This window comes from Mesorhizobium sp. B2-1-3A, from assembly GCF_006442655.1.
Taxonomy (GTDB): domain Bacteria; phylum Pseudomonadota; class Alphaproteobacteria; order Rhizobiales; family Rhizobiaceae; genus Mesorhizobium.
In genome coordinates this window covers 1-22,327 of the sequence record NZ_VFWK01000005.1, presented here as the reverse complement: position 1 = coordinate 22,327, position 22,327 = coordinate 1, and the positions used below count along the sequence as shown (strand labels likewise).

The window sequence follows — 22,327 nt, the reverse complement described above, 5'->3', positions numbered from 1 at the left end:
CCGGCCGATAGGTCCGCGCGAACAGCCGAGACCTGCAATGACCGACCTCAAAGATGCAACCCGCGAACCGGACGCCGCCTGGCAGGACGATGTCCGCCAGGGGGTGCGCCATGTGCGCGACCTTGCCTCCCTGCCGCTTTCGCCCGCCGAGCGCCAAGCCGCGCAGGAGGCCGCCGGCCGGCACAAGGTGCGTGCGCCGAAAGCCTATCTCGACCTGATCGACTGGAACGACCCGGCCGACCCGATCCGCGCGCAGGTCATCCCGTCGCCGGGCGAACTGGTGGAAACGGAGGGCGAGCTTGGCGATCCGATCGCCGACCATGAGTTCAGCCCGGTGCCCAGGCTGACGCATCGCCATGCCGACCGGGTGCTGTTGTTCCCGACCTATCAGTGCGCGGTCTATTGCCGGTTCTGCTTCCGCAAGGAATCGCTGACCTCGATCGGCCGCGGCTATACGCGCGAGGCGCTGGAGCCGGCGCTGGCCTATATCGCCGAGCATCCCGAAATCCGCGAAGTGATCCTGACCGGCGGCGATCCGCTGTCGCTGCCGGACAAGGCGCTGGCCGAAATCCGCGCCCGCATCGAGGCCATTCCGCATGTGCGGCTCTTGCGCGTCCACACACGCGTGCCGGTGGCGCTGCCGGCGCGCATCACATCAGGGCTGGTCGAAGCGCTGCAGGGCCGGCTGATGGTCACCGTCGTCACCCATTTCAACCATGCGCGGGAGATAACCGACGCCACCGAGGCGGCCTGCCGGACGATGCGGCAAGCCGGATTCGTGCTGCTCAACCAGAGTGTCCTGCTCAAAGGCGTCAATGACAGCGTCGAGGTGCTGGAAGAGCTTTGCCGCGAGCTGATGTACCGGCTCGGGGTAAAGCCCTATTACCTCCATCATGGCGATCTCGCGCGCGGCATGGCCCACCGCCGCACCACGATCGCGCAGGGCCAGGCGCTGGTGGAAGCGCTCAGGGCGCGCCTGTCGGGCATCTGCAATCCCGTCTATGTGCTCGACCTGCCGGAAGGCGGCGGCAAGGTGCCGCTCGGGCCGTGTCCTGTCGAGGGCCGCGACGGGGAGAGCTGGCGGATACGCGGGCTGGATGGGAAGGTGAGGGAGTATCGGGAGATCGTGAGCGAATAGGGCCGTTTGCTATTCCCTAACAAACGCCAACACGGCTACACGCGGGGCAACGCAATATGCGAGGCTGACCCCGCGGCCGGTCTTCGTCGTCGCGCGGCCTGCGTCGAGATCCACCGCGATATCCTCGTAGCCCAGCACCTCGCGATCGAGCGGATAGGCTGCCTTGTAGACCGCTTCCTTGGCGGCAAAGAGGATGCGGCCGGCAAGCCGCGGGTCGGCCGCGCCTGTCCGGTCCGCGGCGGTTACAACGATTCCGAAAATATCATCGGGCAGGGGCAGCGCGGGCTCGACGTCGATACCGAGCGAGAGGATCCGGCCGACCGTCGCGACCGTCGCGACCGCCGCGACGGCCATGTCGTCGTCATGGGCGAGCGAACCAATTATCCCGTCCGGCCAGGCGGGTGCGCCGGATGGCGCACGCGGGAGAGCGACGTCGTCGAAGCCGATATCCGCCAGCAGCCGGTGCGCGATCCAGCGGGCCGCACCGCTCGCCCGCCGCATGGCCGGCTGGCGCGCCGGAATGGAGCGCGCCTCCTCGGGCAAAAGATGGGTCTCGTCGCCTTCGCGTATGAGCCGGCATCCGGTGCGGACCCCATACGGGGCGAGGGCGGCCAGCGCTTGGGCCAAGGAGGTTTCCTCGGGCAGATCCGGAGGCGAAGGATTTGCGGCAGGCGTCATCGATCGCCCATCGATGCCGGCAAGGCGAGGTCGGCGATCATTTCGCCATCCTCGTCGAGCCCTTCTTCCACGAAACCGGCGGCGCGGTAGAGCTGGCGTGCCGCCTCATTCTCCGGCTCGTAGCAGATGGAAACGTGCCTGATGTGATCGAGCCCGCCGATTTCGCGCAGCACCTCGCGCAGCGCGGCCTTGCCGTAGCCTTTGCCCTGGCTGGCGCGGTCGATCATGAACCGGTAGATGCGCGCCTCGTCATCATCGCGCGGCGCCTCGTACATCAGGAACCCGACAACACGATCCCCGGCCATGATCGCGCGCGGCCGCGCGTCGTGATCGGATCTGGCTTCGCGCAGCGAGGCCGCGTTGCCCGCGACGAAATCCATCTGCTCCGGGGCCAGCCGCAGTGCTGTCACAAGCGCGCGATTGGCCGGGGTAACCGGCGCGATCCGGATGTCCGGCGTGCTTCCGGATCGCTCTGTCACGTGACCTCCGATGCTCTCGGCATCGAGCGTCAGGATGACGCCGTGGAGCCGTCATCCATGATCGGCTCGACGAAACGATGCAGCTTGGCCGGGTTGCCGCGCCAGATCGAGTTGGGCTCCAGCACTTCGCCCTTCATCACGAAGGAGTCCGCATCGACCATCGATCCCTTGCCCATGACGACGCCGTAATGGACAAAGGCGGACGGTCCGAGCGTGCAACCGTCACCGATGCGGATGAAGTCCGACTTGAACGCACCTTCTTCCAGCGAATGGGCCTGGATGACGCAGCCCTCGTTGAGCGTGACGTCATCGCCGATCTCCACCAGGGAACGCTCGGTCAGGTTGCTGCCGCCGTCATAGACCCGCTTGCCGACCTTGACGCCCAGCATGCGCAGGATGATCGGCCGGAATGGCGTGCCGCCGAACAGGCGCACAATCGGTGTATCGGCAAGCTTCCAATGGCGTTCGTGGCGCCAGAAGTCGACATCGTAGATCGTCGTCATCCGCGGCTTCAGCCGGCCAAAGCCAAGGCTTGCCCGCTCGACAAAAATGTAGAACGGAATGGTGATCGCCGAGGTCAGGAGCACGGCGACGAAGAGGGCGACCTCGTTCCATTCGGTGTAGTAGTTCAGCGCGCGGTCCCAGATCGCCAGCGTGGCGAACAGCATGACCCATTGCGTTGCCATGAACAGAAGGATCGTCACCAGATTGTGGCGGTTCTTGAACGGGATGCGCTGGCGCCGGTCGGCTTCATCGACGCCGGCGATGAGTTCCTTGTCGCGGTTCACCATGCGCGGGATTTCAAAGGCAGGCGAACCCAGGAGCCCGACATTCTCGCGCACCGGGCCATCGATGGGGATCATCACCTTGGTGCCGAGCAGGACGTTGTCGCCCGTGCGGCCATCCGGCGGATAGTAGATGTTGTTGCCGAGATAGTTGCGCTCGCCAATGCGTGTCGGCTCGAGCCGGAAAGCCGAGGCGGATTTGTGCACATTGATCATGAACAGCCCGTCGGACACCATGGTCTCGGTGCCGATCTCGCACAGAAGCGGATTTTCGTGCTGCTGGTTGGAGCCGAAATTGGAGCCGGTCTGCACCACCTTGTTGAGGTTCCAGCCGATGGCGCTCATATAGTGGACGATGGCCGAGCTGTCGCCGAACAGCAGGCCCAGCACGCGCGAGTTGCTCGAGAATTCGGAGACGGTCTGCAGCCAGTAGCGGAAGCCGTAGAGCGTGTAGGTGCGGCCCGGCTTCAGGATCAGGCTGAAAACGCGCGGCACCACCGTGGCGGCGAGAAAGGCCACGGCGATATAGCCGAACAGCGTGACCGTGGTGCCGATGGCGACAAGGCCGATCGTCTCCTGATAGTCGTCGCCGACATATTCCCAATAGCTGTGGAACAGGAGCGGCAGCGGGGTGATGACAGCGAACAGCAGCACCAGCTGAACGGCCTCATAGAGGAAACGCCGAACCTCGTAAGGGTTGGCATTGCGCACCTTGCAATAGTCGGCCGTGGTCGGCACGGCCGGCGATCCGTGCCAGTGCTCGCCGTCGGGAATGCTTTGCCCGCTCTGCAGCGAGGACGAATGGCCGAGCTGGCCGCCGTCGCCGATAGAGGTGTCGATGTCGAGCGTGGAGCCGACGCCGACGAAGGCGTCGCGACCGATGGTCAGCGGACCGGTGTGGATATAGCCGGACTGGGCGCGATAGCCGAGGATCATCGATTCCTTGCGCAGGATCGTGTTGGCGCCGATCGAAATCAGGTCCGTGCAGACCGGCACGGATTTGGATTCGATGACGGCGTTGTGGCCGAGCTTGGTGCCGAGAAGCCTGAGATAGATGCTGTAGAGCGGGCTGCCGCGGAAGAGCACGACGGGCGCCGTGCGGATCAGCGTCTTGACGACCCAGAAGCGATAGTAGCGCAGGCCCCAGATGGGAAACGCCTCGGCCTTCCAGCGGCCGACGAGCAGCCATTTCGCGGCAACGGCAAAGCCCGACATGCCGAAGAAGACGCCAGCCGACAGCGCCACGCACCTGATATAAAGCTGCAGCGGCTCGTCGAGCGCGTCATAGACCCAGTCGAGGCCGTGGTCGAGAACCCACAGCGCGGCATAGCTGTAGACAAGGTAGAACATGAGCTGCGCCATTCCGCAGGTCCAGTAGACAAGGTTTGATGCCTGGCGGGTGAGGACAGGCTCATTGGTGGCCGTTGTCATCTCTTCCGCTACGCTCAGATGCTTGGCCAGGCGCGCCACGGTCGGATAGAGATAGATGTCGCGCATGGACGTCGTCGCCCATTCCTTGCGGGTGCGAACGCGGGCGCAGAAATGCGCCATCAGCAGCGAGTTGGCGCCGAGATCGTCGAAGAAATTGTCCTCGACCGAGACCGCGTCGAATTTCAGCACCGCTGCCAGCGCGTCCGCCAGGAAGCGCTCGTCGTCATTGCCGGGCGCGACCATCTCGCGGTCGGCGGAAAGCCGCACGCTGGTCGGCTTCGGCAACTGGCGAAGATCCACCTTGTTGGAGACGGTCATCGGGATCGCCGGCAGTTCCTCCAGATAGGAGGGCACCATGTAGTCCGGCAGGCGCCGCTTCATCGTCTGGGCGAGATCGGCGCGCGAGATCGCCGGCGCACCGGCCTTGGGCGCGTAGTAGGCGACGAGCTCGACACGGCCGGGCTCGATCTCCCAGGTGGTGACGGCGGCCTGCGCGATGGCGGGCTGGTCCAGCAGCACCGCCTCGATCTCGCCGAGTTCGATGCGATAGCCGCGGATCTTCACCTGGGTGTCGATGCGCCCAGCATATTCGATCTCGCCATCGCCGTTGATCCGGCCAAGGTCGCCCGTGCGGTAGATGCGCTTCGACGGGTTGTTCGGCAGGCCGATGAAATCGGGGATGAATTTCTGTTCGGTGAGGTCTTGCCTGTTGAGATAACCGACCGCGAGCCCGATGCCGGCGATGCCGATCTCGCCCAGTTCGCCAGCCTCGGCGAGTTCCGGCAGCGAAGGGTCGAGAATGACGATGGAGTAGGTGGGCAGCGGCGCGCCGATGGTGACGGGCTTGTCCGGCGTCAGCGCGCCCATGGTTGCCGTGACGGTCGCCTCTGTCGGGCCGTAGGTGTTGAGGATCTGCCGCCCGGGCTTCGACCAGCGCACCACCAGATTGTGCGGGCAGGCCTCGCCACCGACCAGCAGCGTGCGCAGGCTGGGCACGTCGCTCGCCATGGACGACAGCAAGGTCGGGCTGCAGGCCATGCAGGTGATGTCGTGATGGCGCAGGAAATCGGCGAGTTCCTCGCCGACGAGCGGCATCTGGCCGGGGGCAGGCACCACGGTCGCACCGGCGACGAACGGCACCCAGATCTCCTCGGAGGAGAAGTCGAAGGCGATGGTCATGCCCTGGTAGACGCGGTCGCCCGGCCGGTAGCCATAGGATGCGGCGGCGACCCGGATGAAGTTGACGAAGCTCTGGTGCCGGACGGCCACGCCCTTCGGCCTGCCTGTCGTGCCCGAGGTGTAGAGGATGTAGCAGATGTCTTCGACCGCGACGGAGGCCGGCGCCTTATGCAGCTTCAGCGGCGCGTCGGACTGTTTGGAGATCTCGGCGGCGGCGCTGTCGATCAGCACGTGGGGAACCGGCAACTGGTCGGCGCGCGACGCATAGGTGGCGATGGTGACGATCAGGCTGACGCTGGCGTCGTCGATGATCAGCGCCATGCGCTCTTGCGGGAACGCGGTGGCCAGCGGCACGAAGGCGGCACCCGCCTTCACCACGGCGAGCACCGCGACATAGGTCTCCGCCGACCGGTCGAGGATAAGCCCGACCCGGTCGCCCGGCCGCACGCCGCGCTTGACCAGCAGGCGGGCGAACTGGTTGGCGCGCTTGTCGAGCTCCTGATATGTCCAGACACGTCCCTCGGAGATCACCGCAGGCAGCGTGGCGAATGTCTCGGCGAGCTGCTCGAAAACCGCATCCAGCCGCTCATCGGGCCTGCCTGCCCGGGCGAAGTCCGCGCCGGTCAGAACCTGGCCGTGCGCGGCCACCGAACGCTGGGCACCTCTTATGAGTGCATCGAAGCTTGCGACGCTGGTTTCGGGCTCTCCGTCCCGTCTTGCCGTGTCCCTGTCGAGTGCGGCGATATCGACACCGTGATCCATTTCCAAACTTTCTCGTCCTGGCCGCGCATTCGCCCGGCTGTTCATGCCGCTGTTCGAGCCGGCATTTTCGGCTGTGCCGCCGCTGCGATTTGACCCTTGTTGATGGCGGACCCGAAGCTTCCGAAAAGGAATCCCGGCAGTCCCCCGCGGGATGGTTATGGCATCCGATCTTTTCGCCAGTTTTTCTGAACTGTTGAAACTTGTTTCTGAATTGTGTCTGAGCCGGACATCAAACAGGGGAAGGGCCGGAGAAGCCGGCCTGCACTTGCCCTGCAATCCCGGTGTTGTCGCGGCCCGCCATCCATGCCTATGCTGGGTGGTTCGCGGCTTTCAGGATCGTGGCGGATGGCAGTGGGAGGCAACGGTCAGTACGTGGTGCCGGGAAGTGCCCCCGTGGGTCGCGGGGTGCCGCGTTCGGTGCTGGACACGGCCGGCCTGGCGCCCAGGGACGCGGTCGCGCTCTGGCAGGAGAACATGGGTTTCTTCTATGACGTTCGGCTGCGCAATGGCGGCGACGACCGGTTCCATGTCCGTGCCGAAGCGTTTCATTTCGGCGAGATCGCACTCAGTTCGTACCGATGTGTCGCGCAGAATTTCGACCGCTCGCGCGCCCGCATCGGACGCGACGGTCTCGACCAGATCACCGTGCAGGTCTGCCTGCGGGGCAGCCACGGCCGCCGCGATGGCGGGCCGGATGAAAAGGCCTGCCCGGGCGACCTGATCGTCTCCGACCTGGCGCAGGTCCAGTCGACGGGGACGTCCGGCATCGACAGCCTCAACCTGACCATGCCGCGCCGCCTGCTGGCGCCGCTTCTGAAGGCGCCGGACGAGCACAATCTGCGCGTCATCCCGGGCAATGCCCCTTTGACGGCGCTGTTGCGCGGCCATCTCCTCGGCCTCTACGAGGCAGCACCCGCCATGAGCGGCCAGGACGCCGAAGCGGTGACCAGGCCGACGCTGGACCTCGCCGCCGCGGCTATCAATTCGGCAGTGAGGGTGGCAAACGCCGCTTCGGTGCAATTGGCGCTGGCCGGCGAAATCCGCCGCCACATCGACAGGCATGTCGGCAGTCGGGATCTCTCCGCCGCAACGATAGCCGCGCTGTTCGGCATTTCGACACGCAAGCTCTATTACCTGTTCGAGCCGTATGGCGGCCTTTCCAGATATATCCAGGAGGAAAGGCTGCGCCGCTGCCGCGCCGAGCTCGTCGATCCCGCCCGCCGGCACGAAGCCATCGGCGAGATCGCCGACCGCTACGGCTTCGGCCACCGCAAGAGTTTTGTCCGTGCCTTCCGGCGTTGCTTCGACATGACGCCGCGCGAGATGCGGGCGCTCGCCGCGCAGGGGCGCGGCCTGCCTGCCGGACATGGCCCGGACCGCACCCTATGGCGCTGGATCCGCGACCTCCGCTAGGGCCATTCTTGAGGCCGCGCCAGTCAGCAATCCGATGCCGGTTTTTGCGCCCACGGCCACATTCCTTGCGCCTGCCGCCACATTTGCGCGGAGCGTTCACACAGGCCTTGAATTGCCGCCGCCGCCCGCACGAAAACCAATTGGAAGAACGGGGGGCGGACGCAGGTGGCCAGCCAGGACAATGTCATCGTCCTGTCCACGGACGAGATCGCGGACCGCGAGCGCGAAGCGGCCGTGCGCGAATTCTACGGCCGCATCTGCATGCGGCTGGATCTTGCTCCACTCGATCGCGGCGCGCTGCATCTGAGCGCCTCCACCCTTTTACTGCCCGGCGTGAGCGTGGCCGAGGGCAAGGTCTCGCCGATGGCCTGGGAACGCACGGCGGCCTTGCGGCAGGACGCCAATGACGATCTCGTCGTGTCCTGGATCGCGGGCGGCTGGGGCTTCGACACGCCAGGCCAGGGAACCGTCGAGACGCCGGCCGGCGCGCCCTGCATCATGCCGATGGACGGACGCTGGCGCGCCAGGGCGCCAGGCGGGGACTGGACCATCTGCGCCCGCTTCGACAGGTCGACCCTCGAGCCGCTGGTGCGCCATGTCGGCGATCTCAGGCCCGACGCGATCAACCCCGGCACGCCGGAGGCGCGCCTTCTCCTGGCCTATGTCACGGCGGTGGCGCGCGGCGGGATGAGCCCCAAGCTGGCGCCTCTGGCCGCCCAGCACATTGCCGATCTGTTCGCCGCGGCGGTCGGAACCAGCCGCGAGGTGGGCGAGGTGATCGCCGGGCGCGGCGTCCGCGCCGCGCGCATCGAGGCGATCAAGCGCTATATCGAGGACAATTTGCACAAAGCGCGGCTGTCGGCGGAGATGGCGGGAAGGGGCCTCGGGCTCAGCCCGCGCTACATCAGGCGTCTTTTCGCCGAGGAAGGGCAGGGCTTTTCCGACTATGTCATGCAAAGGCGGCTGGAGCGGATCCACCGGCAGCTCGCCAGCCCGCTTTTCGCCGCAAGGCCGATCGCCGATCTCGCCTTCGAGGCGGGGCTGGTCGAGCCGTCGACCTTCTACCGGCAGTTCCGGTCGCGTTATCGCATGACGCCTTCCGAGGTGCGCGCCGGCCTGGCGCAGTGAGAGGCGCCTGTTCCGTCAGTGCCATCCACCTGTGCCATCCCTGCGATACGCCCATGGCCTCACATCAGCATAGTCGCACCCGCGGACGCGGTGCCGGAGGCACGCGCGGGAACGGAGGCTGGGCGGCCGGGCCTCCGCGACATCAGGAAAACTGGCCACAGGAGGCAACAATGCGTGCGGCGAAAAGGTGGATTCTCGGCATCTCGGTTTTCTGCGCCCTTCTTCCAACCGAGGTCTTCGCGGCCTACAAATGCATGAACCCGGCGATCTGCAGGGCTGTCTGCGGCAGCGAGACATGCGGCAAGATCAGCGCCAGCAATCGCGACATGAAGGCGCTGGACCTCGGCGCGTCCGGACAACTCGCCGCCTCCAGCGGCGGTGCTTCATCGGGCACCAGTTCCAAGAAGACCTACACCTGCTCCAACGAGGCGATCTGCATCGCGGTCTGCGGCAAGAAGACCTGTCCGTAAGCGGCGCTGATCTGCGCATTATCGGAGGCGTCGGCGCGCTGCGCCGGCGCCTTTGTGCGTCCATGCGATGGTCCTGGCGGAAAGTGCCTAGCTTGGCCGCGTCCCCCTGAAATCATCTCTTTCAAAAAAATCTCACCGCCTCCGGGAATAAAGCGCCGCCCCGCCGGGTCTTCACTACAGCGGGGCCAATACGGCCCGCGACCCGAAGAAACGAAACAAGGATTTTTGGAAATGACCAAGCTCGCTCTCAGCGTGGCTGCGATGTTGCTTGCCTCGAGTGCTGCCTTTGCCGGCAGCGACCATTTCGAAGGCGGCAACCAGCCTTCCGTCGACACCACCGTCACGGCCTCGATCTCCTACACGGCACCCCAGAACGGCGCCGATGCACAGCTCAGGACCGGACAGGACCGGACCTCGGTTCAGGACATCGTCGCCCAGCATGATCGCGACAGCCTCTGGGGCCGATAGGCGCACTGCCGGCCTTCAACCCGTTCCTCAACAAACAGGTATCATCGACATGAAAAACCTCGCTCTTACCGCCGCGGCCATTCTGTTGGCCACCACCAGCGCCTTTGCCGGCAGCGACCATTTCAACGCCGACACGGCAAACCAGCCGCTTGCCGCCGTCGACAGCAACGCCACCGCGTCAATCCCCTACAAGGCGCGCCAGAACAAGGTCGACACCAAGGTGACGACCGGTCCCAGCCAGACCGCTCCCCAGACTGATGCGGGCGAATTCGTCGGCCCGCCTGTGCCGGGCAACTGAGTTCGGGGGCGGGACCCCTCCTCGAGGTCCCGACCCGGTCCGCACTCAGGACGGAGGGCCATGTGGCGTGGCCCTCCGTCACACCTTCCGCGATTTCTTGCTGCCACTGCAACCCACAGGAGACCACAATGTTCAGCATGACACGCCGCACAGTGCTTCAATCCGCCGCCGCCGCTGCCGCTTTCGGCCTTGCCGGCAAGCTCGAGTTCACGCGTCCCGCTTTCGCGGAGCTGCTGGTCGAGCCGACCATCGGCTTCTACAAATACACGGTCGGCGATATCGAGGTGACCGCCATCTATGACGGCATCTGGAAGAAGCCGCACGACCCGGCCTTCATCAAGGATGTCTCGGTCGACGAGACCAAGGCAGCGCTTGCCAAGGCGGGGCTGACCACCGACTTCATGCCCATCCCGCTCACCGTCGTCGTGCTCAAGATGGGCGGCAAGCTGATCATGATGGATGCCGGCTCGGGCGTCGGCCAGTGGCAGGCCAATGCCACGCATCTGCCGGCCAACATGGCCGCCGCCGGCATCGACTACAAGGCGATCGACACCATCATGATCTCGCATTTCCACCCCGACCATGTCTGGGGCCTGATGGAGAAGGGCACCAACACGCCGGTGTTCCCCAATGCCGAGCTGATCGTCAACGCCACCGAATACAATTGGTGGACCGATCCGAGCCGGCTGGCCAAGCTGCCCGAGGGCCGCAAGCCGGCGGGCAAGCGCATCGCCGAAAACTTCCCGAAATGGAAGAACTGGAAGCTGGTCCAGGACGGCGCGGAAGTGGCGCCCGGCATCCAGATTATCGCCGCACCCGGCCACACGCCAGGACATTCCGTCTACCTCGCCAATTCCGGCAAGGAGCAGCTGATGATCTCGGCCGACACCATGTATGTGCCGGCCCTTCTGGCGCCGCATCCGGAATGGCAGGGCAGCTACGACCAGGATGGGCCCACCGCCATCACCACGCGCCACAAGATCATCGACCGGGTGATCGCGGACAACATCCGCATTTCCGGTTCGCACTTCCCGTTCCCGGGCACCGGCGTCTTCGTGAAAGACGGCAATGCCTATGGCTTCACACCGGTTCAGATTTGAGCACGGCAACTCAAACCAAGCGAGAAAGACAATGAAACAATCCTACCTGGGCAAGCACGCCCTCTACGGCCTGCTCGGCGCCATTGCCGTGCTGACCGTGGTTCCCGTCGCGACGATCATGCCGGCCTATGCGGTGGACGATATCGAGGGCGCCGACGCGCCCGACCTCACCGCCGTCCAGGCCAAGATCGCCGCCAAGGACTACAAGGGCGCGCTGGCCGATCTGCGCGACCTCGCGCAGGACAACCAGCAGGCCGACGTCTACAACCTGCTCGGCTTTACGCTGCGCAAGACCGGCGACTTCACCACCGCGCTGACCTATTACAACAAGGCGCTGGAGCTGAAGCCCGACCACAAGGCCGCCCGCGAATATCTGGGCGAGCTCTATGTCGAGACCGGCGACATGGCCAAGGCCAAGGAGCAGCTGGCCTCGCTGCAGAAACTCTGCCCCGCCGGCTGCGACGAGCTTTCCGACCTGCAAAAGGCCATCGACACCAAGGTGACGCAGTAAAACCGCGACCCATTTCCTTTCCCTCCGCGGGGGCGGGGGAGAGGTGGCCGCGAAGCGGCCGGCGTGGGGGACTGGGACTGACCGCTCCAGTCCCCCACCACAAGTTCGGGCGCTCGTGGCTGGCGCCCATTGCCGGAGCCGGCGCCTCTCCCTCGAGCCGGCTCCGGCCTTTTCGAACATCACATCCGGCAGGCGCCGCTTTTCGCGCGTCCCACGGCGGGGCGGCGCTTGCCTGTGTCCAAAAATTGGAGGCTGACCATGACACCCAATGACATCGCCGCGAAGCTCACTGGCCTCGCCACGAAATACCACATCAGGGACGTGACCCTGCTCGCCGGCCGCCTGCTCATGTCCTTCATCTTTCTGCATGAGGGCGTGACGCTGGCCACCCATTTCGACGGCGCCGCCAAGGCGATGGCCGCGCAAGGCGTCGGGCTGCCGCTGTTCGTCGCAACCATCGCGCTGCAGCTGGGGGCAGGGCTCTCTGTGGCAACAGGCCTGCTGACGCGGCTGGGGGGCATCGGGCTCGGCCTGTTCTGCCTGTCCACGGCCTTGCTGTTCCACGTCAACTTCGCCAGCCAGAACGAGCTGCTGCATTTCGAAAAGGACCTCGCCATATCGGGCGGCATGTTCGTGCTGGCCGCCGTCGGCGCCGGCACGCTGTCGCTGGACTGGCTGCTGGCCCGCTATCTGCAAAAGCGCCGGCGCGACAAGGAAATGGTCAACGCATTGCTGGCCGTGGAGAACCAGTTCTCGTTGGAGGTGCGGCTGCCGGTTTGAGCCATGCGGGGAGGATTGCGGCCCGGGCGCGCGGCACTCGCGGCCGCATTCCACGCAAAATTCCACTGTGGCGGCGGGTTTTACCACGGCGCCTACCACGCCCGCACAAACACCGTGCCCTTATTGAAGCGGCCAACAGCGCAACAACGAACCGACACGGTCGTGCGCTGACAGCCGGACATCGCAAGACCCCGTGAGGGTCGCGGTTGGCCGGTTTCGCCTGAAGAGCAGCAAACACGGTCCCATGAAACGCGGGCGGGCGGCGCGTCGGGGCCAGATGTCAACTTCAAGAAGATGGAAAACTGAAATGAAGAAGATCGTATTGACCATTGCCTCACTGCTGTTTGCCTCCGGCATGGCCTTTGCCGGCAGCGACCACTTCGGCTCGGACTTCGTCCCTGCCGCCGGCGGCTATCCGGCCACCCATGCGATGATGTCGGGCGCCAAGGCGGTCGACCCGCGCGTCACCCACAGCATCACCGACAGCACGGTGGCAGGACAGTCGCACCTCGACATGCCGGCCGATTCCGGCCAGGGCATCTGGGGCCACTGACGCCAAGGCCGTCCACAACGGCCGGCATCCAGGCGGCGGGCTTGCCCCGCCGCCTGGATCATTTTTGCGCCCGGCTCCGCCCGGCGCCTCGCTTCATCCCGGCCGTCCAGCAATTTCCACCCGGCCAGCGATCACGCAAAATTTTTGGATCATTCGTGCGGGCGCGGCGTTCATCCCGAACACCAAGGGAGAACGACGATGACCGACGACCGCAGCGACAAGATCCGAGACCGCGCCTACGCCATCTGGCAACGCGAAGGCGGCGCCCATGGCGACCATCAGCGGCACTGGCACCAGGCCGAAATGGAGATCGACAGGGAAGCGGCCCTGCCGCTGACAGCCGGTGATGCCCTGCCGCAGACCCGCGAAATCGCCAGCACCGACGTGCTGGAGGTCGAGCAACTGGCCGTGCGCACCGGCATATCGGGCGACGAGGCGCAGGCACTGATCGACCGCCTGGGCACCGACCGCGCCGCGATCGAGCAGGCAGCGCTCGGCCTGAAGGCCAAAAGGAGATCCTGATCGATCCTAGCGAGGGAGAGCGAGATGATCCGCAAACTCAAGGACGGCAAATACCGGCTGTATTCCCGCAAGAAGGACGAGAAGACCGGGAAGAGGCGAAATTTGGGGACGTTCGAGACGCGGGAAGCGGCGGAGAAGCATGAGAAGGAGGTGCAGTATTTCAAACGCCATTGAGGCTTGCCTCTGAACTGTCGCGATGGTGACGCACCACAAAAGCCGACATCGGTCGGCCAAGCGCTGACGGCCCTGCCGTCGCTCGCAAGATTCCTACGCCAGGCGTGGTTGAGCGGGTTTGACCACGGTGGCGAGTACGATGCCGGCGACGATGAAGGCCGCACCGACCAGATCGTAATCATGCAAGTTCTCACCGAGCAGCAGATAGGCGAGCATAGCCACGAACACCGTCTGCAGGTAGAGCAGCATGCTCGCCCGGCTGGCGCCGAGCGTTTCCACGCTTTTGTTGTAGAGATAGTACATCAAGGCCCCGCCGGGACCTGCCAGATAGGCGAGCGCGAGAATGCTGTGGACGTTCATGGCGGAGCGTTCGTCGTTGAACAATTCCCACAAATGGAACGGCAAGGCGACCAGCGCACCGGCGCCGAGCAGCAGTACGACCATCGGCAGGAGTTCGATGCCGAATTTGGCGCGGCGCAAAAGCACGGTGTAGAGGCCCCAGCAGAACGCGCTGCCGACGATCCACAGCTCGCCGGCGTTGACCTGGAGTTGCAGCAGCGCCGTCAGGTTGCCGTGGGCAACGATGAAAATCATCCCGGCAAGCGCAACCAGCGCGCCAAGCGACTTCCACAGTCCCAGCGGTTCGCCAAGCACCAAGCGGGCGAGCACCATCGTCATGACAGGTGACAGCGCCATGATGATGCCGGCCGTGGTGGCGTCGGTGTCGTTGAGGCCGTGGTAGATCATACCCTGGCATAGCGTGAGGCCGATCGCCCCCACGGCGACGACCTCCACGGCGCGCGTTCGCAAAAGCCCGATCATCGCGTCGTGGTGATGGCGCACAATCGGCAGCAGGATGGCGCAAGCAAGCGTCAACCGCCAGAAGCAGAGCCCCCAGGGCGGCATTTCAGGCGCCACCCATTTGGCCGCGATATAGACACCAGCCGAAAGCAGCCAGCACAGGACGGCGGTCGGATAGCCGGCCAGGGAGGATATGGGGCCGGCCACGGGTTGCGCGGCCTGATGCGCTATCGGCATTGCCTGCATGTCATGTCCTCCCCTTGGATGACGTAGGCCCGATGGGGGCAGCATAGCCTGCGTCGTCGGGTCGTGCATCCGTTTTGAACAGGTGGGGGATCTGCGCTCGGCTGCCTATGTCCTCGATGGAGTAACTGTGTCAGTCCGCCTTGTCGCCGGAAGGCATCGCGGAAACGTCCATCCACATCGCGCCCACGGCATGGCCATCGGGATCAGCGAGGTCGCGGGTATACATGAACCCATGATCTTCGATCGGATTGATGTCGGCGACGCCACCGTTCGCGGCAGCAGCCGTGGCCATCGCATCGACCGCCTCGCGGCTGTCCAGGGACAGCGCCAGCATAACCTCGCTGGACGTCGATGGCGGGATGGGGCGAGTGGTCATGGTCTGCCATTTTTCACGGCTGAGCAGCATGAAATTGATGTCTTCGCTCCACACCATCCCCGCGGCCGTCTCACTGGTAAAGCTGGGATTGTTCTTGAACCCGAGAGATTCATAGAACGCCATGGATGCCCTTACGTTGGTCACCGGCAGGCTCACGAAAATCTTCTTGCTCATCGATCATTCCTTTCGTTGTCGAGATGCCAGTCCAGGCGCCTGCTTTAAGACGGTTGACCACCCGCTGATCCGACACCGCATTTCAATTTTTTTCACCAGCGCAGCGGCACGGATGCCTAGGCACGCGTTCACTTTGGTGTCGGGTGCCCGCTTCTCGCGAGGGCCACTGGGCCGCGATGGAGATCGACAAGCAAGAGGTTAATCTGGGTGGCTCAATTTTCTAGATGCTGCTAATCACCACGCTGAGCGGCTTGTGAGCCGTGCAGGCAGGGGAGGCGTTTCTTGGACACTTTGGATGACTATCTTACCGGACCTTACGTCGCAGATATTCGGGATATCTCCTCTGTTGAGAATATCATTCAGGACGTCTGTAAGACACTTGCAGCCACATTTAATGGCAGCAAAGGTTGGCCTTATGCGGTGGATCGAAAAAAGAAAATCGAACTAGATGACTTGTCGCAAAGCACGACCTGTATGGTGTCTCTGTCCCTTTGGAAACTTCTACATAAATGGAAGAGACCAAACAAATTCGGCAATTCTCCCACATTTCCGAAGGTTGAGATAAATGATTCCGATTCGATACTTGATATTGCGGAGAGGTCGGCATCAATATTGTTTGGCGACGTTTCGAAAGATGGAGTTGTATCGACAAAATCGCGTAGTTATGGAAAAGACGATCCTCTAACCCTCTCTTTCTTAGCCAATATTTGTGAGGTCGATTTTGTAAAAAGAATACCGCAATACGGAATAGTTCGAGAGTATATCGAAGATAAGATTCAGAAATTTCTGAACAAAAATTCTGATATTGTTTTGCCAAGCGGTGAAATTTTTAGTGAATTGGACAAGGATATTGGAAATTACGCTGTCGACAACGCTATAATATATCTTAGGATAATACAATCTAATACTATTTTTCAAGAAAGCTCGTCCGATAATCTCCATGGATTCAGAGTATATTTTGAAAAGAATCTTCATGAGCAGCTTTCGTTCAGCTCCATCCCCGATAGCAGATTTGACCCAGCAGAACTAGCTTTCTGCCTAGAGGGGTTGCTGTTAGTTCAGAAGGACGCGGTAGACAGAACTTTGTTCAAGCGCGTTCTGGAGGTTTTGGCAAAGGCTCAGGAGCAAAGTGCGTTCTGGCGCCCAGTCAAACCATTTATGGCAAATAGCAAGGGGTTTTCGCTGTTCCCGGTCAGCGTCGAGGTTGCAAACTCTCTATTGAGATCATGCGAGCTCTATGATGGGGCGAACCTACACGAAACCTTCGGCTCGATGAGTATCCATCTGCTACGGCGCTACTGGCAGTGGCTGAGAGCAAGAATCGTTAGATTCCACAAAGACGGTAAAGAATATATTGGGTGGCATTCAGAGCACATAAATGAGACAGATTCCATACATATTTGGGAGACTAGTCAGGTTCTTGAGTTCCTTCTCAACTATCGGAGAGCACTTCAGGCGCATATCGCCCGGACCACTTTGGTTCTTTCTAGATTTTTGCTCCGAGAACCAAAGAAGAAGGAATGGAGCGAACTTGAAAATAAATACCAGCCAGTCACGGTACTTGGACAGAAGTATGCGGTTTACAGCGAGATCGGAGCCGATTTTGTGGTTGGCTGGAAAAATCTTCAGCCGGCTCTGTTTTCTATGCTCCTATATGGCCCCCCGGGGACTGGAAAGACTACGGTAGCAAAAAGTATCGCCGACGCCCTTAATGTTAGGATGGTGACCATCACTGTCAGCGACTTCCTTGCAGGTGGAGGCGCCCAGCTTGAGGCAAGAGCAAAGGCAATTTTTGATGTGTTGCAATCGCAGTCAGGAATTGTCGTTTTGTTTGATGAGATCGATAATTTCCTGCTTGATCGCGATAGCAAACGCTACAGCAAGCAGGATTCAGTCTTTCAGTTCATGACGCCTGGGATGCTGACCAAGTTGAATGATCTGCGCCAATCAGAAAGAATTCTTTTTGTTATCGCCACAAACTACGAGAACCGTATCGACTCAGCCATAAAGCGGACTGGCCGCGTTGATAAGCGGTACTTAGTGTTGCCGCCAGACGCATCGGCGCGAAGGCAGATTTTAACTTATCTCGTGAGAGAGAAATCACCGCTCGGAACAATGAACGGATGGGGCGAGTCCGACTGGGAAAAGTTGAAGAAGTCGTCCCTCTTTTTAGGATACACGGACATGGAGGCGGCTGTCATCGAGTATGCGAAGAGAGGTGCCGGAGCCGTTGATGAGTTGGTCCGGAACTTGACTGAGCGCGCACGTACAATTGACCCGGCATCATATCGATTGAAATTCGACAACGGTGACGAGGCCATGGACAACAGCTATCCCTTGGAAGAGTTTTTCGCGCTATTGGCACTGGCGGCGGAAGTCGGCGATGACCTGACCAGCATCGCCACGCAGCGATCGATACTCGCGGCAAAGCAGGCGATGGACGATGCCGAAGGATTCGAAAAATCCTTCCCTACCCTCGCATCGACAGCGCTCGGTGGTAAGATAAAGGGCGTCCTTGATAGGGCGGATAGCGAACGTTCTGCTGAATGAGACAATTAATGGAAATACCTAGAGCCCCCGAAAGCCAGGAGCACGAACTTCTGCTTCAGGCTTGGGAATCCGTTTTCGCGGGTACGTCGGTTGTTTATCTAAGTGGGCCCATCACGACTGGGCCGCGATTCCTTGACTGGTATCGAAACGAAGGCGCGTTCCTGTCAGGAGACGCCTATGTCGAAGCCCACAGAATGAAGGTTATCGATCCTAATACTCAAGAACTGAAACAAGTGGCAAATGAGCTCCGACAACGCTACTCGGAGCCCGTTTTGGAGCCTGCAACATTACATGTCGAAAATTGGCGACAATCAGACTATATCGCTTTGTGGGAGCGAGTAATCGAGCGCTATGCGGGCCGAATCGTCTTAATGTCAGGCTGGCAATTTAGCAGCGGTTGCGCCACGGAGCTGCTGAGGGCTGTTGAGAAGCGCATACCGCTTGTCTCGGTCGAAGGTGCTCCAGTAGAGATTGGTGATGCTATCTCGCTTTTGTCGACTGCGGTAACTACGGTTAGTGAGTTGGGTGTTCCAGTCGAGAAGCTGGAAACCGTTCTGGGGGCGTTAACTCGATCTCGTCCGACCTCTGTTCATGCTGGGTGGCAATCTGAATTCCTCCGAAAGGACGAATCGCTTGATCGTCTCGCCGAGACTATCAACGTGGCGCAGTTCATCAGCTATTCGCCGACCGGCACTGCCGGAGTGAATCAGGAGTTTGCGCGCGTTTGGGGCTATTCCCCCAATTGGAGATTTCCAAATCTAAAGACCGCAATGTCCACTCTGTTGGAACGGAGCCCAGAGAAATCGGTCAACCTACGCAGCTTTACACCTGAAAGTCCGCAGAGCCGTGAGTTCATATATGGTGTCAAATCGTTGGACGAAGCCGTTGGCGCTGTAAGGCGATTGGCCTCAGAAGGGTTATACGTCATAGCAAATGAGACAGTTGATGTGAATGATGGTGGTGTCTCCGGCGTGTTAATGGGCGACGTGATTGAGTTCACACCAGATGATACGCCAAGAGGGGTTGAGAAGAGCGGCGTCGCTTCACTTTCGCGGGAATGGGGCCTTTCCCTGCTTCGCCAAGTGTATGGGTTTGTTCCTGATTTGAACGTACCGTACGCTAGCCGACTTGAATTTAGCCTGCATCCAAAGCCGCGAGGTTGGCGTCATACAAACACTTTGGGCTGGGAGTACGCGGCGGTCAAAGCGACCACACTTACAGCAAAAAACAACTGGCCAAATCGCTTTAGCCGCATGATAGGTGACAAAGTCTTTGGTTTGATGATTGCGCACATTATGGGCTTTCGGGTGCCTTACACAACTGTGATTAATCGTCGAGTAGCGCCGTTTACCTTTGGTCGGCCGACGGGAAGTTCAGAGGTATGGTTTCGGACGAGCCCCACCGAACAGGTCCCAGGGAAATTTACGACTGTAAAGGGCTGGGTTGATCCATTCGCGTTGATTGAACGGGAGGACCCTGCGGGCAGTCAGATTGCTTCAGTCTTGAGCCAGGCCGCTATACCGGCTCGGTACTCTGGCGCAGCCATAGTCACAGCCGACGACAAGCTAGTGGTTGAGGGTGCTGCCGGGGAGGGGGACGCCTTTATGAAGGGCGACGCTGCACCCGAACTTTTGCCGAAGCTTGTGATTGAGAACGTATCAGATTTACACAAACGTCTGGTGGCACTACTTGGCCCGGTTCGATTTGAGTGGGTTCACGACGGACAGTCGGTCTGGATCGTACAACTACATAAGGGGGCTACATTAAGCACCTCATCGATCCTTGTTCCTGGAGACGCGGACAATTGGGAAGCATTCGATCTTGCCCTCGGATTGGAGAATCTTCGGATCGCCATCGCCTTGCTTCCTCCGAATACGGGTTTTCTCTTGAAGGGAAATGTCGGCCTGACAAGTCATGTTGCTGACGTAATCCGCAAAGCTCAGGTGCCGGCTAGGCTGATTTAATTCAGGATTCGGCCGTCGAGTTGATATGACTCAGGTACGTCGCCGACACTTCCAGCTATTAAAGTCTCTACCACCGCTGGTCACAGTCGTCGCAAGCCAAGCGCACAAACCTACACTGGTCCTGCCGGGGACCGCCTTTCCAATCTCACCCCACCCCTCGTTAACCATTCGTTAACCATTCTCTCGCTAGCGTTTACCTCTCAGTAGGGATTCGCCAGCCGTGACCTTTGCCGCTCCCCTCGAGGCCAAATCCATTCGCTTTCGTGCCCGTTCTTTCGTCGCTTTCACATTGACGCCCGAGGCGCCGCTTTCGGAATGGTTGCAGGGGCTGGATCACTGGATCGGCAACTCGCCGGGCTATTTTGCCGGGCGGCCGGTGCTGCTCGATCTGAACACGCTGAAGCCGCAGCCCAGCGAGATCGCGGCACTTGTGGCGGAGTTGGGGACGCGCGGTATCCGCATTTATGCCATCGAGCTTGAAGGGGCCTCGCTCGGGCCTGACCTGCCGCCTCTGCTGGTCGGCGCCAAGGAGGCGACGACGGATGGGCTGCTGCCTGGCCGCAAGGGCGCCGACAAAGCGAGGGCGGAGGTTTCCGACAAGGCCGAGCAGCCTGAAGGCAGCGCCGGCAAGGGCAGGGCGGAGAACGGCAAGGCCGACGGCGGTAGGATTGGCGAGGGCAAGGCTGGCGCAAGCAAGGCGGGCGAGAGCGAGCCGCAGGTTTCGCATTATGATTCGGGCACGCTGATGATCAAGGCGCCGATCCGGTCCGGCCAGGCGATCATGCATCCGCATGGCGATGTCATCGTGCTGGGCTCGGTCGCGTCCGGTTCGGAGATCGTCGCCGCCGGTTCGATCCATGTCTACGGCACGTTGCGCGGGCGCGCTTCGGCGGGTGCGCTGGGCAACACGGCCGCGCGCATCTTCTGCCGCCGCAACGAGGCCGAGCTTCTGTCCGTCGACGGCTGGTACATCACCGCCGAGGAGATGGAAGGGGTTTCGCGCGGCAAGCCGGTGCAGGCCTTCCTCGACGGCGACAAGCTGCGGGTCGAGACGCTGAGTTGAGAACGGCCGTCAGGGCGGTCGACTGAGAAAACAGGCCGGTACGGCCGACGACAGGCCGGCACGCCGGCCCGGAAATAAACGAATAGCAACGGAGGCATTTTTCATGGGCAAGGTAGTGGTGGTCACTTCGGGCAAGGGGGGCGTCGGCAAGACCACCTCGACGGCGGCGCTCGGTGCCGCCGTGGCCAAGACCGGCAAGAAGGTGGCCCTGGTCGATTTCGACGTCGGCCTGCGGAATCTCGACCTGATCATGGGCGCCGAACGCCGCGTCGTGTTCGACCTCGTCAACGTCATCCAGGGCACGGCAAAGCTGTCGCAGGCGCTGATCCGCGACAAGCGGGTCGAGACGCTGTTCCTGCTGCCGGCCTCGCAGACGCGCGACAAGGACGCGCTGACGGAAGAGGGCGTCGGCGAAGTCATCGACAAGCTGCGCTCGGTGTTCGACTACGTGTTCTGCGACAGCCCGGCCGGCATCGAGCGCGGAGCGCAGCTCGCCATGCGCTTTGCCGACGAGGCGGTCATCGTCACCAATCCGGAAGTGTCGTCGGTGCGCGATTCCGACCGCATAATCGGCCTGCTCGACGCCCGCACCATGCGCGCCGAACAGGGCGAGCAGATCGCCAAGCACGTGCTGGTCACACGCTATGACGCGGCGCGGGCCGCGCGGGGTGAAATGCTCAGCATCGACGATGTGCTCGAAATCCTGTCGGTGCCGCTGCTCGGCATCATCCCCGAGAGCCAGGATGTGCTGCGCGCCTCCAACCTCGGCGCGCCGGTGACGCTGTCGGAGCCGCTCAACACCGCGGCCAAGGCTTATCTCGATGCCGCAAGGCGGCTGGAAGGCGAGGACCTGCCGGTCGTCGTTCCCTTCGAGCGCAAAGGCTTCCTCGACCGGCTGTTGGGAAGGAGGGCGGCATGAACGTGTTCGACCTTTTCCGTCGGCGCTCCAGCGCGCCGGTGGCGCGCGAGCGGCTGCAGGTGCTGCTCGCCTATGAGCGCCGCAACCGCAGCCAGCCCGACCTGGTCTCCATCCTGCGCGAGGAGATCATGGCCGTTATCGCCAAGCACGTGCAGATCGACCAGGATTACCTGCAGGTCTCGATGGATCGCGGCGAGACCATGTCGACGCTGGAGATCGATATCCAGATCCCCAACAAGAGCGCTGTGCCGATGGCGATCGCGGGATGACTTTTCACCCTCCCCCTTGGGGGCAGGGCAATCGCATATGAAATTTCCCGAAGGTTTGCCCGGCACGTACCCCCACCCCTAGCCCCTCCCCACAAG

At 62.1% G+C, this 22,327-nt stretch carries 22 protein-coding genes; 17 read left to right on the top strand and 5 right to left on the bottom strand.

Annotated features, from left to right (window positions below; translation table 11 throughout):
* The first annotated feature begins 37 nt into the window (after window positions 1-37).
* A complete protein-coding gene (locus FJ977_RS20275) occupies window positions 38-1,138 on the top strand; it encodes a KamA family radical SAM protein (RefSeq protein ID WP_140773997.1) in 1,101 nt (366 codons plus the stop codon).
* 9 nt (window positions 1,139-1,147) lie between these two features.
* On the opposite strand, the gene FJ977_RS20270 is transcribed toward FJ977_RS20275, so the two are convergent.
* From FJ977_RS20270 to FJ977_RS20260, 3 genes are read right to left on the bottom strand one after another with little or no spacing between them, the layout of a single operon-like run.
* A complete protein-coding gene (locus FJ977_RS20270; RefSeq protein WP_246683217.1) occupies window positions 1,148-1,765 on the bottom strand; it encodes a 4'-phosphopantetheinyl transferase superfamily protein in 618 nt (205 codons plus the stop codon).
* Between the two features lie 47 nt (window positions 1,766-1,812).
* Complete coding sequence (locus FJ977_RS20265; RefSeq protein WP_140773995.1) at window positions 1,813-2,295, bottom strand: GNAT family N-acetyltransferase; 483 nt, start codon at window positions 2,293-2,295, stop codon at window positions 1,813-1,815.
* 29 nt (window positions 2,296-2,324) lie between these two features.
* On the bottom strand, window positions 2,325-6,452 hold the full coding sequence (locus FJ977_RS20260; protein ID WP_181179987.1) for a Pls/PosA family non-ribosomal peptide synthetase: 4,128 nt from the start codon (window positions 6,450-6,452) through the stop codon (window positions 2,325-2,327).
* Between the two features lie 345 nt (window positions 6,453-6,797).
* Here FJ977_RS20260 and FJ977_RS20255 point away from each other — a divergent pair, with 345 nt between their 5' ends.
* The 11 genes from FJ977_RS20255 (at window position 6,798) to FJ977_RS20205 (ending at window position 13,869) form a co-directional block, all read left to right on the top strand.
* Window positions 6,798-7,865, top strand: coding sequence for a helix-turn-helix domain-containing protein (locus FJ977_RS20255; RefSeq protein ID WP_181179986.1), 1,068 nt, complete (start codon window positions 6,798-6,800; stop codon window positions 7,863-7,865).
* Window positions 7,866-8,030: 165 nt separating this feature from the next.
* Window positions 8,031-8,993 (top strand): AraC family transcriptional regulator, encoded by a 963-nt coding sequence (locus tag FJ977_RS20250; protein ID WP_140773992.1) that lies wholly within the window; start codon window positions 8,031-8,033, stop codon window positions 8,991-8,993.
* A gap of 170 nt (window positions 8,994-9,163) precedes the next feature.
* The gene (locus FJ977_RS20245; protein ID WP_140773991.1) at window positions 9,164-9,463 is read left to right on the top strand and encodes a hypothetical protein; all 300 of its coding nucleotides are present in this window, start codon (window positions 9,164-9,166) and stop codon (window positions 9,461-9,463) included.
* Window positions 9,464-9,694: 231 nt separating this feature from the next.
* Window positions 9,695-9,931 carry a DUF680 domain-containing protein gene (locus tag FJ977_RS20240; RefSeq protein WP_140773990.1) on the top strand — a complete coding sequence of 79 codons (237 nt, stop codon included), beginning with the start codon at window positions 9,695-9,697 and terminating at the stop codon, window positions 9,929-9,931.
* 49 nt (window positions 9,932-9,980) lie between these two features.
* Window positions 9,981-10,229 (top strand): DUF680 domain-containing protein, encoded by a 249-nt coding sequence (locus tag FJ977_RS20235; protein WP_140773989.1) that lies wholly within the window; start codon window positions 9,981-9,983, stop codon window positions 10,227-10,229.
* Window positions 10,230-10,357: 128 nt separating this feature from the next.
* Window positions 10,358-11,329, top strand: coding sequence for an MBL fold metallo-hydrolase (locus FJ977_RS20230; protein ID WP_140773988.1), 972 nt, complete (start codon window positions 10,358-10,360; stop codon window positions 11,327-11,329).
* A 31-nt stretch (window positions 11,330-11,360) separates the two neighbouring features.
* A complete protein-coding gene (locus tag FJ977_RS20225) occupies window positions 11,361-11,840 on the top strand; it encodes a tetratricopeptide repeat protein (RefSeq protein ID WP_140773987.1) in 480 nt (159 codons plus the stop codon).
* Window positions 11,841-12,098: 258 nt separating this feature from the next.
* Window positions 12,099-12,620 carry a DoxX family protein gene (locus FJ977_RS20220; RefSeq protein ID WP_140773986.1) on the top strand — a complete coding sequence of 174 codons (522 nt, stop codon included), beginning with the start codon at window positions 12,099-12,101 and terminating at the stop codon, window positions 12,618-12,620.
* A 307-nt stretch (window positions 12,621-12,927) separates the two neighbouring features.
* A complete protein-coding gene (locus FJ977_RS20215; RefSeq protein WP_140773985.1) occupies window positions 12,928-13,173 on the top strand; it encodes a DUF680 domain-containing protein in 246 nt (81 codons plus the stop codon).
* Between the two features lie 198 nt (window positions 13,174-13,371).
* Window positions 13,372-13,695: a DUF2934 domain-containing protein gene (locus FJ977_RS20210; protein ID WP_140773984.1), complete on the top strand. Its 324-nt coding sequence runs from the start codon at window positions 13,372-13,374 to the stop codon at window positions 13,693-13,695.
* Window positions 13,696-13,719: 24 nt separating this feature from the next.
* Window positions 13,720-13,869 (top strand): hypothetical protein, encoded by a 150-nt coding sequence (locus FJ977_RS20205; protein WP_140773983.1) that lies wholly within the window; start codon window positions 13,720-13,722, stop codon window positions 13,867-13,869.
* A 93-nt stretch (window positions 13,870-13,962) separates the two neighbouring features.
* On the opposite strand, the gene FJ977_RS20200 is transcribed toward FJ977_RS20205, so the two are convergent.
* Window positions 13,963-14,916, bottom strand: a complete 954-nt coding sequence (locus tag FJ977_RS20200; protein WP_140773982.1) for an EamA family transporter — start codon at window positions 14,914-14,916, stop codon at window positions 13,963-13,965.
* A gap of 130 nt (window positions 14,917-15,046) precedes the next feature.
* Window positions 15,047-15,466, bottom strand: a complete 420-nt coding sequence (locus FJ977_RS20195; RefSeq protein WP_140773981.1) for a VOC family protein — start codon at window positions 15,464-15,466, stop codon at window positions 15,047-15,049.
* Between the two features lie 282 nt (window positions 15,467-15,748).
* Between FJ977_RS20195 and FJ977_RS20190 the strand changes: the two genes are divergently transcribed.
* The 5 genes from FJ977_RS20190 to minE all read left to right on the top strand — a co-directional run bounded on the left by FJ977_RS20190 (window position 15,749) and on the right by minE (window position 22,231).
* On the top strand, window positions 15,749-18,016 hold the full coding sequence (locus tag FJ977_RS20190; RefSeq protein ID WP_140773980.1) for an AAA family ATPase: 2,268 nt from the start codon (window positions 15,749-15,751) through the stop codon (window positions 18,014-18,016).
* Between the two features lie 194 nt (window positions 18,017-18,210).
* On the top strand, window positions 18,211-19,980 hold the full coding sequence (locus FJ977_RS20185) for a hypothetical protein (RefSeq protein ID WP_246683213.1): 1,770 nt from the start codon (window positions 18,211-18,213) through the stop codon (window positions 19,978-19,980).
* A gap of 220 nt (window positions 19,981-20,200) precedes the next feature.
* Window positions 20,201-21,043, top strand: a complete 843-nt coding sequence (gene minC, locus FJ977_RS20180) for a septum site-determining protein MinC (protein ID WP_140773978.1) — start codon at window positions 20,201-20,203, stop codon at window positions 21,041-21,043.
* A gap of 103 nt (window positions 21,044-21,146) precedes the next feature.
* Window positions 21,147-21,962: a septum site-determining protein MinD gene (minD, locus tag FJ977_RS20175; RefSeq protein ID WP_056571258.1), complete on the top strand. Its 816-nt coding sequence runs from the start codon at window positions 21,147-21,149 to the stop codon at window positions 21,960-21,962.
* Complete coding sequence (gene minE / locus FJ977_RS20170; RefSeq protein WP_056571260.1) at window positions 21,959-22,231, top strand: cell division topological specificity factor MinE; 273 nt, start codon at window positions 21,959-21,961, stop codon at window positions 22,229-22,231. The genes minD and minE overlap by 4 nt, the downstream gene beginning before the upstream one ends.
* Window positions 22,232-22,327: the final 96 nt, after the last annotated feature.

Coding starts and splice junctions, on each gene's coding strand:
- FJ977_RS20200 (WP_140773982.1), bottom strand. CDS start 14,916: ATGCAGGCAATGCCGATAGCGCATCAGGCCGCGCAACCCGTGGCCGGC.
- FJ977_RS20230 (WP_140773988.1), top strand. CDS start 10,358: ATGTTCAGCATGACACGCCGCACAGTGCTTCAATCCGCCGCCGCCGCT.
- minD (WP_056571258.1), top strand. CDS start 21,147: ATGGGCAAGGTAGTGGTGGTCACTTCGGGCAAGGGGGGCGTCGGCAAG.
- FJ977_RS20185 (WP_246683213.1), top strand. CDS start 18,211: ATGAAGGTTATCGATCCTAATACTCAAGAACTGAAACAAGTGGCAAAT.
- FJ977_RS20235 (WP_140773989.1), top strand. CDS start 9,981: ATGAAAAACCTCGCTCTTACCGCCGCGGCCATTCTGTTGGCCACCACC.
- FJ977_RS20225 (WP_140773987.1), top strand. CDS start 11,361: ATGAAACAATCCTACCTGGGCAAGCACGCCCTCTACGGCCTGCTCGGC.
- FJ977_RS20205 (WP_140773983.1), top strand. CDS start 13,720: ATGATCCGCAAACTCAAGGACGGCAAATACCGGCTGTATTCCCGCAAG.
- FJ977_RS20195 (WP_140773981.1), bottom strand. CDS start 15,466: ATGAGCAAGAAGATTTTCGTGAGCCTGCCGGTGACCAACGTAAGGGCA.
- FJ977_RS20275 (WP_140773997.1), top strand. CDS start 38: ATGACCGACCTCAAAGATGCAACCCGCGAACCGGACGCCGCCTGGCAG.
- FJ977_RS20215 (WP_140773985.1), top strand. CDS start 12,928: ATGAAGAAGATCGTATTGACCATTGCCTCACTGCTGTTTGCCTCCGGC.
- minE (WP_056571260.1), top strand. CDS start 21,959: ATGAACGTGTTCGACCTTTTCCGTCGGCGCTCCAGCGCGCCGGTGGCG.
- FJ977_RS20210 (WP_140773984.1), top strand. CDS start 13,372: ATGACCGACGACCGCAGCGACAAGATCCGAGACCGCGCCTACGCCATC.
- FJ977_RS20260 (WP_181179987.1), bottom strand. CDS start 6,452: ATGGATCACGGTGTCGATATCGCCGCACTCGACAGGGACACGGCAAGA.
- FJ977_RS20240 (WP_140773990.1), top strand. CDS start 9,695: ATGACCAAGCTCGCTCTCAGCGTGGCTGCGATGTTGCTTGCCTCGAGT.
- FJ977_RS20255 (WP_181179986.1), top strand. CDS start 6,798: ATGGCAGTGGGAGGCAACGGTCAGTACGTGGTGCCGGGAAGTGCCCCC.
- FJ977_RS20245 (WP_140773991.1), top strand. CDS start 9,164: ATGCGTGCGGCGAAAAGGTGGATTCTCGGCATCTCGGTTTTCTGCGCC.
- FJ977_RS20220 (WP_140773986.1), top strand. CDS start 12,099: ATGACACCCAATGACATCGCCGCGAAGCTCACTGGCCTCGCCACGAAA.